Genomic DNA, 12,086 nt, shown 5'->3' on the forward strand with positions numbered 1-12,086 from the left:
AATCGACGATGCTACTCCAGCACCTCGACCGGCATTCCCACTTCAAGCTCTCCTGGCCCGTCGTTGACCATGTTCTGGCCGAACATCACATTGCCCTCCACTTCGCGGTACGTCTTGAGCGTGGCGAAAGGCTCGCGGTCCGCACTGCGTTCGCCGGTGGCAGGATCGATGGTGGTCAGAATGCAGCGTGCGCATGCCTTGAGCAGATGAAACTCGATATCGCCGATACGAATGCGCTTCCAGCCATCTTCAGCGAAGGCCTCGGCACCTTCGATTACCAGATTGGGCCTGAAGCGCAGCATCTCCATCGGCCTGCCCATGCGCGCGGACAGGTCATCGAGCGAACCCTGACCGATCAGCAACAGCGGAAAACCATCGGCGAAATTTACCCGACCTTCATCGTGACCGTGGCCGCCAGGCATCCAGCGCGCGCGTTCAACAGGCATGTACACCATACGCGTGGGCTTGCCGATGAAGCGACTGACCCACTCGGCCGCCACCTCACCCGCATCCGGCACTTGCAGGGAATCACGCCAGACCGTCACGCCACGCAGGCTGGCCTCGACATCCAGCGGAACCGCCACATCCAGAGAGTCGAAACCGGGCGCAGAAAGGGTCACGCCGCCACCGGCATTCCACAGCACTGACAACTGCGACATATGCGCGATGGCGCGCTGCGTGAAGAACCGGCCAGTGCTTGCGTCGACCAGCATCCAGCGCCGGTCACCCGCCAGCCCCATCGAGTCAAACGATGCACGTTGCAACGTCTCGGCCTTGCAGGACTTGAGCGGGAAGCGATAGAGCGAGCTGAGACGTAACATGAGGGCCGGTTCCTTGAATGGCGCGATAAGCTTTGATGCAGGTATCAAAGCTTATACGAAGCGGTTCCGGCAGGCATCATGGATGGACGGGTCGGGCTGTTTTCAGATGATCATCAGCAGACGTTCGCGCACGACCTCGACCAACTTGTCGGGCTGGAATTTGGACAGGAAATTGTCGCAGCCGACCTTCTTGACCATCGACTCGTTGAAGCTGCCGGACAGCGAGGTGTGCAGCACGATATACAGTGCACGCAGGCGCGGATCGTTACGAATCTCGGTCGTCAGACGATAACCGTCCATTTCCGGCATTTCCGCATCGGTGAAGACCATCAGCAGTTTTTCCTGCACGTTTTCGCCAGCGTCTGCCCAGCCCTTGAGCATGTTCAGCGCTTTGAGGCCATCGCTGGCCACGTGCAGCTTCAAACCCAGTTGCGACAGGGTGTCGCGCAACTGAGCCAGCGCCACCTTGGAGTCGTCAACCAGCAGCACTTCACGGCCGCGGGCATGTTCCAGCACCGGATCTTCGAGTTTTTCGCGGGAGACCTTGGCGTTGTAAGGCACGATTTCGGCGAGGACTTTTTCAACGTCGATGATCTCGACCAGTTGATCATCGACCTTGCTGATCGCGGTCAGGTAATGCTGGCGGCCGGCACTGGCCGGTGGCGGCATGATCGCATCCCAGTTCATATTGACGATGCGATCCACGCCGCCGACCAGGAATGCCTGAACAGAGCGGTTGTATTCGGTAACGATGATGGTGCTGCCAGGCCCCGGCACCAGCGGACGCATACCGATGGCCTGGGACAGGTCAATCACCGGGAGCGTCTGGCCGCGCAGGTTGACCACGCCGCACACGAACGAATGACGTTGCGGCATAAGGGTCAGCTTGGGCAGTTGAAGTACTTCCTGGACCTTGAACACGTTGATCGCGAACAATTGCCGACCGGCAAGGCGAAACATGAGGATTTCCAGGCGATTCTCGCCCACCAGCTGTGTGCGTTGATCTACTGTGTCGAGAATGCCTGCCATTTTAGCTCCAGAAGCAATGGTCATGATGAGTCTGTAGACGCTGTATCGGCTGAAAAGGCCGGACCTTAATAGCAATGAAGACCTTGCCCAGACATTGATATCACTTTAACATCATGGTCTACTTGTGTCGCACCGCCGTCGAGCGGACACGCTCGCAAAACCATCTGCATCTGTGACACATCACGCGCCTTGAACGGGCATCCATCGATCATCCCTGAAAAGTCAATCAGGGATCACCTGATATGATCGACATATAATTGCCACTATCGTGACCGTATTCCCATTGCCTGCAGGGAGCCAGCCCCGTGCCAGCTTTCCTGTCCATGCAATCGAGCGGCGTCGTAGCGCGGTGCCTCGGACCTGCTGAGTGTTACGCAGCCTTTGGAAGGCCTGATGCCGACAACGGCGAAGCAATCGAGTTACTCAGGGCTGCCTGTATGAAACACCCATATTCTCGTTATCTGCAACATTCAGAAACGCCCTACAGACTTTCGTTTGGAATCGACATTAACTGTCAGCCATCCGCCTTGGGCGGAAGTTTGCTATCCATGATCTGTGGAGACAAAGGATGTTGAGCAGCAACGATTGGCAGCACAAACATGACCAGTTCCTGAGTACGTCTCAGGCACTCCTGTACAAGTCCGAAGAATGCCTGGCGCATCTGGAGCTGATCTCCAACGACGAGGACGCCATTGGCTGCCTGGTGACCAGCCTGCGAAAGCTCGCCCAAGAGGCACAGGCCGCTTCGGTGCCCTGCATCGCCGATTTCTCCAGGCAACTGTGTCAGCGTCTTGAGATGGGCAGCCAGCCCCACGAGCTCTCTCAGGAAGCATTGTTGACGGTCAAAAACTGCCTGACGCTTATTTCATGGCAGGTCGAGTTGCTCGACCCGAACACGGGAGAGTTGAAAATGGACAACGAAGAACAGCTGGAACTGCTGGAAAAACTCGCCAGCGCGTCCAGATCGCCTGCCTCTCCTGCTGATGCTACCCGCCAGTAACCGTAACCCCCAGCCAGCGGACCGCCGCCCCCGTATCGATCATCACGGCTGCGTGCAGCTCAGTGAGCTGTCGCAGGAACGTCATTCGGTGTCCGACAGGTGAACACTGATTAACGGCATCACTGGGGTAGTATTACCCCGAACGCTGCCGTCAGTATTGGAGAGAGGCCGCTCGCCAGCATGAGTCGGCCCATTTACACGAAGAGCCTCGATGACCTGCAATCTGTTACTGATCGATGACCATGCCCTGATCAGAGCCGGTGTGCGAGCGCTGGTGTCGAACATTCCGGGCTATGCCATCGTTGGCGAAACTGCCGACGGCGCTCAGTTGACGAGTCTTGCGCAGAGACTCCAGCCTGACATCATCCTGCTCGACATCTGCATGAAAAACGTCGACGGCCTCTGTGTACTGAAGCAACTGCGGCAAGCGCATCCACACTGCAAGGTTCTGATTCTTTCGATGTGCAGCGACCCGGACATGATCCAGCGTGCGCTGGAAGCAGGTGCTCATGGCTACCTGCTCAAGGACGCCACGATCACCGACCTGAAACAGGCACTGGATACCGTGCGCAGCAATGAGTGCTACCTGAGCCCGGCGATTGCGCACATCGTGATCGAGCACACCCACGGTGCCACTCAACACGAAAAACGCCTGGCATCGAAACAGCGGTACAACCTCACGGCGCGCCAGCTCGAAATCCTGCGCCTGATCGTGCGCGGCAAATCCACCCGAGAGATAGCCAGCGGCCTGGGGCTCAGCATCAAGACCGTCGAAACTCATCGCTCGCAGATCATGAAGCGCTTGCAGATCTACGAGGTCGCCGGCCTGGTGCTGTTTTGCGTGCGCGAACGGATCATCAGTCTGGATGATTGAGCAGCGGCGTGCGGCTCAATAACGGTGAATCCAAAGGCAAATGGATGCGTAACGCGCCCGGACGGGCAACAAAACGCAGGTCTTCACCGGACAATGGCTCGCCGTCCAGGTTGATGTCCAGTCCTTGGGCAGACTTGAGTTCTACCCATGGCAAACGCGCCCGAATGAACATGTTGTCGATGCCCAGCCCCCCTTCCAGCAGCCGCCTGAACGTACCGACCACCTCTTGAGGCGCTGGCAGGATGCTGATGTCGAGCAGGCCATCATCGGCCAGCGCATTCGGGCAAAGTTCATGACCGCCACCCGCTTGCCGGCCGTTGCCGATACCCAACGCCAGCAGGTCGCCGCGCCAGTGAAAATCGGGACCGGTGAGTTCGCCATGCGCGGCATGCAGCTCACTGAAACGCGTCAGGCCGGTGAACAGATAGGCCGCGCCACCCAGCACCTTTTTCAGGTCTTCCGACGTGTTGGCGGTGACCTGACTGCCGAAGCCGCCAGTCGCCATATTCAGGAACAGCTTGCCACCCACCTCACCCAGATCAACAGCGCTTGGCTCCACGTCCATGAGTCGCAAGGCTTGCGATACCTCGAGCGACACACCGGCAGCACGGGCAAAATCGTTGGCGGTGCCCAGCGGCAGAATGGTCAGGCTGGCTTCAGGTTCGTTGGCCAGCGCCAGTGCCTCGGCGATATCACGCAAAGTGCCGTCGCCGCCGCCCGCTACGATATGGCGATGCCCGGCGGCCAGCGCTTCATTGACCAGACGCGCTGCATCACCGCCCTCCCAGGTGACCCTGACGTCCAGCTCCCAGCCTTGCTGGCGCTTGTCGGCGACAGCATCACGCACGTCTTCGTTGACTGACTGCTTGCCGTGAAGAATGAGCATTGCCCTGCGTTGTGTCATGACACCTCCTCTGATGAACCGTGCAGATGAAACCCGGTGAGCAATGCTCTTTTCAATGCCTGTCAGCGCCCGACCGCATTTTGCGCGGCGCATGAGTGTGACCCCATCCAGCGGAAAAAAGCCCATCGTTCGAGGAAAATTTTTTCAGCCAGTCAGGCGGGCTTGAGGCCCCGCTATTGCTATGCCTGACGACAGAGAAGTGTGCCTGAATCATGGCGTGTGTCAGGAATGAAACACGTTTCGCCGAACACTTTTCGCTGCATGAGCTTTACTGACAACGAAATCACTCATTTGAGGGGTTTTTCATTCACAAACGATTGAAAAGTCTTAAATAAAATTCGGAAACGGACGACATATATAAAGTGTTATTCACAAAAGACAGTCCCAATTAGCCATCACCTTGACACGTCAATGACTACGCTTGAAACGAAAATCAGCACAACGATGCTTTTCCGACGCTGCATACAGGCAGTCAGAAACTCGGAAGTCAGCTGAGACCGGACGCCTACAGGGAGTGAAGAAGTTTTATGAGGTTACAGCCGGTTGACAGTCTTTCGCTCACCCGCACCAGTCTGGTCGAGTACTTTCTCTTCGGTATTCGTCTGACCCACGGCATCGCCTGCATGCTCCCCGGGCTGATGATCATGCTGCTGACCAAGGACAGCAGACCGGAAGCGCCAGAGAGCTATCTGGCGATCATGCTGTTCTTCGGTTTTGTCGGCGTACTGATGTTCCAGGCCATGGGGGTCTATTCCGAAGCCCTGTTCAGTAACGACTTGCGCATGGGAACGATGGCCCTGGCTTGGTCTGCTGCATTCGGCCTGCTGCTGTTCATGCAACAGGCGCTGGGCATGTTCGGCTACCTTTCCAACGAAGAACTGCTCATCTGGTACCTGGGCAGCCTCGCCCTGTTCGGCATCACTCGCCTGCTGCTGCTGATGTTATTCAAGCACCAGATGCGCAAGGGTGTGTTCTTGCAGCACGCAGTCATTCTGGGGGCCACGGAAAACGGCCAGCGTCTGGCCGAATACCTGCTCGAGCATCAGGACATTCGCTCGGGCGTGACCGGTTTCATCGATGACCGCATCGGGCGCCTGCCCAAGACCGTGGCCAATCTGCCCATGTTGGGCAACACCAGCGATCTGGAGCGGCTGATTCGCGAAGAGAAAGTCACCCAGGTACTGGTCGCCCTGCCCTGGACGGCGGAAAACCGCATGGACTACATCATTCGCGAGTTGCGCAGGCTGCCGGTGAACGTACTGCTGGTGCCGGACATGATTGCCTTTCGGCACACCCACAACCGCATCACAGAAGTCGCCAGGCTGCCGATGTTCAATGCCTCGGACGTGCCGCTCAATGGCTGGTCGCCATTCATCAAGCGGGCCGAGGACATCGTCCTGTCTTCGCTGGCAGTGCTGGCGTTGTCGCCGGTCATGCTGCTGGTGGCGCTGGCGATCAAGCTCGACTCGCCGGGCCCGGTGTTGTTTCGCCAGAAACGCTATGGCTACAACAACCGCTTGATCGAAGTGTTCAAGTTCCGCTCCATGCATCAGCACCAGGCCGATGCGACCGCCGAACAACAGACCACTCGCGGCGATTCCAGAATCACCCGGGTTGGCCGCTTCATTCGCAAGACCAGCTTGGATGAATTGCCCCAGTTGTTCAACGTGGTCGCCGGCAGTATGTCGATGGTCGGTCCGCGTCCGCATGCGACCGCCACCAAGGCGGCAGGCATTCTGTTCGAACAGGCGGTGAAGGAGTACACGTCGCGCCATCGCGTCAAACCCGGCATCACCGGGCTGGCGCAGATCAATGGCTATCGGGGTGAAACAGACACCGTTGAAAAAATCGAAAAACGCGTCGAGTTCGATCTCGAGTACATCGAAAACTGGTCCGTCTGGTTCGACCTGTACATCCTTATGCGCACTGTTCCGGCAGTGATCTTCACCCGCGAGGCTTACTGATGAGCACTCTCATTCCCTGCATCATCGCCGGTGGCTCCGGCACCCGTCTGTGGCCAGTCTCGCGCGAAGCCATGCCAAAACCGTTCATGCGCCTTCCGGACGGTGAAAGCCTGTTACAGAAAACCTTCCTGCGCGCAGTCGGCCTGCCTGGCGTCGATCGCCTGCTGACCGTCACCAACCGGGAAGTGTACTTCCGTACCGTGGATGACTATCGCCAGCTCAACAAAGGCAAGGCGCGTCTGGATTTCATCCTCGAACCCTTCGGACGCAATACGGCCGCCGCCGTGGCCGCCGCGGCCCTGCATGTCAGCCAGCAATATGGGGATGATGCGCAATTGCTGGTGCTGCCTGCCGATCACCTGATCACCAATCTTGATGCGTTTTCCAGGGCGGTGAGCGCCGCGCAGCAACTGGCTGCCGAGGGTTGGCTGGTCACCTTTGGCATCCTGCCGAGCGCGCCGGAAACCGGCTTTGGTTACATCGAGAAAGGCCAGGCGCTCAACGCGGATGGCTGCCAGGTAGCGCGTTTTGTGGAGAAACCCGACGCCGCCACCGCTCAGGCCTGGCTGGATGGCGGCCAGCACCTGTGGAACGCCGGGATGTTCTGCATGCGCGCCGATGCCGTGTTGCGCGAATTTCAAACCCACGCCCCTGACGTGCTGAGCGCAGTGCTGGCCTGCCTGGAATCCAGCCAGCGCAAGGAAGGTAACCGCGAGCTGCAAATCGAGCTGGACAGCGATGCATTTGGCCTAGTGCCGGACATTTCCATCGATTACGCGCTGATGGAGCGCTCCGAAAAAGTCGCCGTCGTACCGTGCGACCTCGGCTGGAGCGACATCGGTTCGTGGAAGGCGGTACGTGAACTGACCGCCGCCGACGCGCACGGCAACCAGTGCAATGGCGAAACCGTGCTGCACGATGTCACTAATTGCTACATCGACTCGCCGAAGCGGCTGGTCGGCGCCATAGGTGTCGATAATCTGATCATCGTCGACACCCCGGACGCCCTGTTGATCGCAGACGGCCGACGCAGTCAGGACGTGAAGATCATTGCTCAGGAACTCAAGCGTCAGGGCCACGATGCCTATCGTCTGCACCGTACCGTCACCCGGCCCTGGGGCACTTACACCGTGCTGGAAGAAGGCAAGCGGTTCAAGATCAAGAGGATTGTGGTTCGCCCGCAGGCGTCCCTGTCACTGCAGATGCACCATCACCGCAGCGAACACTGGATCGTCGTCAGCGGCATGGCCACGGTCACCAATGGCGAGCGCGAATTCATGCTCGACACCAACGAATCGACGTTCATCAAACCGGGCTTTACCCACCGGCTGGTCAATCCGGGCGTGATCGATCTGGTCATGATCGAAGTCCAGAGCGGCGAGTACCTGGGCGAAGACGACATCGTGCGCTTCACCGACATTTACGGACGTGTACCCGAGCAGGCTGTAAAGAGCTGATTAGCACCCCGCCACCATGAATTTATTACCCGTAAGGGAGCCGTATTTGTGCATGACAGGAGTTCAGGAACAATGAAGAGCATGATGCTGATCGCCAGCTTATTGCTGTTGAGCGCGTGCAATACCCCTTCGAGAATCGGCCTGCCCGATGATCGTGCACAGATCGAGGCCAGCCAGGCGGCGGGCCGGGCGCTGGCCGGCAAGCCTTTGCCACCGGAGCGCATTCGGGCCGGCGATACGCTGAGGATCGTGCGTAACAGTGGCGAGGCGCCTTCTATTTCAGCGTTCACGGCCAACTCCATCTATGAGCTGACGCTGTTTCAGGTGCTCAACGACGGCACGTTTTCCTACCCCTACATCGGCACGGTCAAGGCTGCCGGTCTTACGTTGCCACAATTGAATGACCTGCTGGAAAGCAAGCTGCAGAACGTCTACCGCGAGACGGCGCTGACCATCAATATCTCGCAGTCGCCGGGCAATACCGTGTTCGTGGGCGGTGCCGTGCGCAACTCGGTCACCCTGTCCACCAGCATTGCTACCAACCTGGAGCAGGCCATCGTCGGGGCTGGCGGTGTGGCGCTGGATGCGGATGCCGGTCAGGTCGCGTTATTGCGTCAGGAAGAAAACGGCCTCTACAAGACCTACCTGTTCGACTACAGCAAGTTCCTCTGGGCAGGTGCAGGAGGCCCCACGGCGCCGGTGCTGTTGAAGCGCGGCGACATCGTGTTTGTTCCCAAATCATCGGTCGGCAACAAGGTTGACGGCGTTTCCCTGTATTTCAACCAGTTGATCCCCTTTGCGAAGTCGATCGGCCTGGGCTTGAACTACGAGCTGCGCAACAACAATTAATTGTCAGGGAAACAGACATGATCAACATCCGCTCATTCCGCGACCTGCTGCGCCTGTTCTTCATCTTCAAGCGCGAAGTCAAGATTACTGTGCTGGCGACCTTCGTCATCATTCTGCTGGGCGCGTTTCTGCTCCCGAATCGCTATGAATCGACCGCGCTGTTGCTGGTCAAACCCGGCCGTGACAGCAACACCGTGCCGATCGAGCTTTCCGACCGCCAGGCCATCGTATTGCCCAGCGGCCTGCGCGACCCCTTGCTGGACGAAGAGCGCATGCTGACCGGGCGACCGATCATGCGCGCCGTGTCCGAGAAATACCTCGCTGAATTGTCCATGGCACAACCCGAAACCGGCGTATTGGCCTCGGTAAAAAACGGCCTCAAGGCGGTCGTTGGCGGCATCGTGGAAGGCATTCGCAGCGTTCTGCAATTCATCGGTCTGGCGGAAAAACGCGCGCAGGCCGAGCGATTGGCCGAAGACCTCGAGAAAAACTTCAAGGTGCGCCATGAACCGGGTTCATCGGTGATGGAGCTGACCTTCACCTGGAACGATCCGAGCACCGCACAGACCGTGCTCCGGACCTGGATCGAGGAATACCAGCTGCAACGGACCAAAACCCTGGGCCGGGTCAGTTTGTATGCGTTCTACGAGTCGGAAGTGAAAACCACCGCCGAGAACATCATCGAGTACAAGAAGCAGATCCAGAACTACCTCAACCAACTGAGCGCCGTGAGCATTTCCCAGCGCCTGGCGGATACTTCGCAGGGGCTCAACGACCTGCGCACCGAGCGCAACAACACGATCCGCTCCATCGCTTCGACCAAGGCAGGTCTGGACCTGTTGAAAAAACAGCTGGCCGAGCAGCCCAAGACAGTTTCGGCCGGACGCGAACTGGCGCTCAACCCCAATCGCCAGGACTTGCAGAACCGCATCAATGGCAAGGAAGTGGAACGTCAGGAAATGTTGCGCTCGTTCAAGGAACAGGCGCCGCCGATCCGTGCGGTCAATGAAGAAATCGCCAACCTGAAAAAGCTGCTCAACGAACAGGACGCGACCGTCCAGCGTTCGGAAAGCATCACGCCCAACCCGATCTACAACCGCATGCAGAACGTGTATGCCGACCAGCAGACCAGCTACGCCCGCCTGCAGACCCAGCTCGCCCAGCAGAACGCACAGATTGCGCAACTGGAAAGCGACCGTCAGCAGGCATTGAACCTGGAGCCCGAACTTTCGCGCCTGCAGAACGAGCTGGATGCGTCAGAAAAAAGCTATGCGCTGTACAAGGACAGCCTGGAAAAATCACGTATCGACCGCGAGCTGGACAATAGCCAGATCAGTAACATCGCGTCGATTGAAGAAGCGACCTTCAATCCCAGCCGGGTCTTCCCGAAAAGCATGCTGATGCTGCTTCTGGCCGTTCCGCTGAGCATGGTGGTAGGCGCTCTGGCGCTGTACTTCTTCTACCTCCTCGACCAGCGCATTCATGATGGCGACAAGATCGAAAGCAGCTTCGGCGTGCCGGTCTGGACCAGCTTGCCGGATCTGGAAAGAGCGCAGGAACGCAGTGCCGCGTTCACCTCCAACCTGCACCGGGTGTACGGCATTCTGCCGCTGGATCAGGTCGATGAGCGCGGGCTGACCATCGGCTTCACCTCGGTCAAATCCGGCGCGGGTGTGTCATTCGTGATCGAACGGCTGAGCACCCTATTGACGGAACAGGGTCACCGGGTGCGCACCGAAGGCCGCGGCCCCGCCAGCCCAGGCGAAATCGTGCTGATCAATGCCTCGGCCCTGGCCGCCAATCAGGACGCCTTCGTGCTGCTGCGCAAGGCCAACCTGATCGTGCTGGTGGTGCGGGCTCAGGAAACCACGATACCGATGCTCGAAGACACCTTGAACAACCTTAATACCGCCTTCAAGAAAGTCGACGGCATCATCATCAACCGCCGCCGTTTCGAAGTGCCGGAGCGGGTTCTGAAGTTCCTCAAACGGATCGGGAGCCGAGGCTGATGCGCATTGCCCTGCTGGCCCCGCTGCCACCTGAACAAAACGGTATCGCCGACTATGCCGGGCACCTTCGTCAGGCGCTGGAAGGCCTCGGTCTGCAGATCAGCACGCCGCTGCAAGGGATCGGCAACGACCCTCGGGCCGCTGAGCAGCGCGTGAGGGAAACCGACTGGAGCAGCATTGATCTGGTGCATGCCGAACTGGGCGGCGGGCGGCTCGCAGAGTTTCAGGCGCTGCGCGCGCTGCGTCGGCGTTTTCCAAAGCTGCCACTGACCGCCACCGTTCATGACCCCGAGCGCCTGGTCTGGCGTCGGGAAAAGCTGCCCTGGCCGTTGTCCTTGGCCAGTGGCATGCGTTCGCCGTTGCCGGAAATCGCCACGGTGCTGGCCGATCCATTGTGCCTGCACGAAGAACGGCAGCTGGCCCGGCACATGACCCGGCTGATCACCCTGACCCAGGCCGGAAGCCGCAGCCTCAGGCAGCGCATGGGTCTCAAGCCAGAGCAAATGGTGGTGATCAACCACGGAAATGTGGCCATTGAACCCGTGCCCCTGCCGCCCTTGCAACCACTGCGCCTGCTGTACTTTGGATTTATCTATCGCGGCAAGGGCATCGAAGACCTGCTGGATGCGCTGGCCAGCGTGTTCACCGCCCAGCCGGCGCTGCGTTCAAGCGTGCGCCTTACACTTGCAGGCGGCAGCGAGCCGGAAATGGCCTTCGGCCCGTCCGGCAGCTACCTGGAGCAGTTGCGGCTGCACATTCGCCGGCTGGGCCTGACCGACCTCGTCGACTGGCAACTGGACTTGCCGGCCGAACAGATCCCGCAGGTGATTCAGGCGCATCATGTGATGGTTTTGCCCTATCGTGAATCAAGCAAACTGAAGATTCTCGGTCAGTTGCGCGGTACCAGTGGCGCCTTGTCCTGGGCGGTGGCCTGCGGGCGCGGCGTGATTACGTCGGACGCCCGTTCGTTTGCCGAAGAAGTCTCACACGGCAACGGCATGATCTATCCGCAAGGCGACGTCGAAGGCCTGGCAAACGCTCTGACGCATGTCTGCGCGACGCCGGATCTGGTGGTGCAATGGGCGGTAAAGGCCCTGGACATGGGCAAGTCCCGGGTCTGGGGCCTCACCGCTGAACGTTTTCGGGATGTCTTCCGACAGGCCTGCGAGGTGAAATGAC

The 12,086-nt window shown here is 59.0% G+C and carries 10 protein-coding genes; 7 read left to right on the forward strand and 3 right to left on the reverse strand.

Going from position 1 to position 12,086, the window contains the following annotated elements; all coding sequences use genetic code 11:
• Positions 1-11: 11 nt before the first annotated feature.
• Together I9H07_RS14445 and I9H07_RS14450 are read right to left on the reverse strand one after the other, a co-directional pair.
• Positions 12-821 carry an MOSC domain-containing protein gene (locus I9H07_RS14445; protein ID WP_236423489.1) on the reverse strand — a complete coding sequence of 270 codons (810 nt, stop codon included), beginning with the start codon at positions 819-821 and terminating at the stop codon, positions 12-14.
• A 102-nt stretch (positions 822-923) separates the two neighbouring features.
• A complete protein-coding gene (locus tag I9H07_RS14450) occupies positions 924-1,850 on the reverse strand; it encodes a chemotaxis protein CheV (protein ID WP_024675109.1) in 927 nt (308 codons plus the stop codon).
• A 568-nt stretch (positions 1,851-2,418) separates the two neighbouring features.
• Here I9H07_RS14450 and I9H07_RS14455 point away from each other — a divergent pair.
• Together I9H07_RS14455 and I9H07_RS14460 are read left to right on the forward strand one after the other, a co-directional pair.
• On the forward strand, positions 2,419-2,850 hold the full coding sequence (locus I9H07_RS14455) for a hypothetical protein (RefSeq protein ID WP_024675110.1): 432 nt from the start codon (positions 2,419-2,421) through the stop codon (positions 2,848-2,850).
• Between the two features lie 211 nt (positions 2,851-3,061).
• Entirely contained in the window at positions 3,062-3,724 is a 663-nt protein-coding gene (locus I9H07_RS14460) for a response regulator (RefSeq protein ID WP_236423491.1), read from the forward strand.
• On the opposite strand, the gene yegS is transcribed toward I9H07_RS14460, so the two are convergent.
• Positions 3,708-4,628, reverse strand: coding sequence for a lipid kinase YegS (gene yegS / locus I9H07_RS14465; RefSeq protein WP_024644054.1), 921 nt, complete (start codon positions 4,626-4,628; stop codon positions 3,708-3,710). The genes I9H07_RS14460 and yegS overlap by 17 nt on opposite strands.
• A gap of 527 nt (positions 4,629-5,155) precedes the next feature.
• On the opposite strand from yegS, the gene I9H07_RS14470 reads away from it, so the two are divergent.
• The 5 genes from I9H07_RS14470 to I9H07_RS14490 all read left to right on the forward strand — a co-directional run bounded on the left by I9H07_RS14470 (position 5,156) and on the right by I9H07_RS14490 (position 12,085).
• Positions 5,156-6,592 carry an undecaprenyl-phosphate glucose phosphotransferase gene (locus tag I9H07_RS14470; protein ID WP_236423493.1) on the forward strand — a complete coding sequence of 479 codons (1,437 nt, stop codon included), beginning with the start codon at positions 5,156-5,158 and terminating at the stop codon, positions 6,590-6,592.
• Positions 6,592-8,049: a mannose-1-phosphate guanylyltransferase/mannose-6-phosphate isomerase gene (locus I9H07_RS14475; protein ID WP_236423495.1), complete on the forward strand. Its 1,458-nt coding sequence runs from the start codon at positions 6,592-6,594 to the stop codon at positions 8,047-8,049. The genes I9H07_RS14470 and I9H07_RS14475 overlap by 1 nt, the downstream gene beginning before the upstream one ends.
• A 72-nt stretch (positions 8,050-8,121) precedes the next feature.
• On the forward strand, positions 8,122-8,898 hold the full coding sequence (locus I9H07_RS14480; RefSeq protein ID WP_024675114.1) for a polysaccharide biosynthesis/export family protein: 777 nt from the start codon (positions 8,122-8,124) through the stop codon (positions 8,896-8,898).
• A 17-nt stretch (positions 8,899-8,915) separates the two neighbouring features.
• Positions 8,916-10,907, forward strand: a complete 1,992-nt coding sequence (locus tag I9H07_RS14485) for a GumC family protein (protein ID WP_236423497.1) — start codon at positions 8,916-8,918, stop codon at positions 10,905-10,907.
• A complete protein-coding gene (locus I9H07_RS14490; protein ID WP_024675116.1) occupies positions 10,907-12,085 on the forward strand; it encodes a glycosyltransferase in 1,179 nt (392 codons plus the stop codon). Before I9H07_RS14485 ends, I9H07_RS14490 begins: the two co-directional genes overlap by 1 nt.
• The last annotated feature ends 1 nt before the right edge of the window (position 12,086 follow it).

It is taken from the genome of Pseudomonas syringae, assembly GCF_023278085.1.
Taxonomy (GTDB): Bacteria; Pseudomonadota; Gammaproteobacteria; order Pseudomonadales; family Pseudomonadaceae; genus Aquipseudomonas; species Aquipseudomonas syringae_Q.

Bases quoted from the DNA above. Each gene is read 5' to 3' on its own strand.
- I9H07_RS14455 (WP_024675110.1), top strand. From the start codon at position 2,419: ATGTTGAGCAGCAACGATTGGCAGCACAAACATGACCAGTTCCTGAGT.
- I9H07_RS14460 (WP_236423491.1), top strand. From the start codon at position 3,062: ATGACCTGCAATCTGTTACTGATCGATGACCATGCCCTGATCAGAGCC.
- I9H07_RS14480 (WP_024675114.1), top strand. From the start codon at position 8,122: ATGAAGAGCATGATGCTGATCGCCAGCTTATTGCTGTTGAGCGCGTGC.
- yegS (WP_024644054.1), bottom strand. From the start codon at position 4,628: ATGACACAACGCAGGGCAATGCTCATTCTTCACGGCAAGCAGTCAGTC.
- I9H07_RS14470 (WP_236423493.1), top strand. From the start codon at position 5,156: ATGAGGTTACAGCCGGTTGACAGTCTTTCGCTCACCCGCACCAGTCTG.
- I9H07_RS14450 (WP_024675109.1), bottom strand. From the start codon at position 1,850: ATGGCAGGCATTCTCGACACAGTAGATCAACGCACACAGCTGGTGGGC.
- I9H07_RS14485 (WP_236423497.1), top strand. From the start codon at position 8,916: ATGATCAACATCCGCTCATTCCGCGACCTGCTGCGCCTGTTCTTCATC.
- I9H07_RS14490 (WP_024675116.1), top strand. From the start codon at position 10,907: ATGCGCATTGCCCTGCTGGCCCCGCTGCCACCTGAACAAAACGGTATC.
- I9H07_RS14475 (WP_236423495.1), top strand. From the start codon at position 6,592: ATGAGCACTCTCATTCCCTGCATCATCGCCGGTGGCTCCGGCACCCGT.
- I9H07_RS14445 (WP_236423489.1), bottom strand. From the start codon at position 821: ATGTTACGTCTCAGCTCGCTCTATCGCTTCCCGCTCAAGTCCTGCAAG.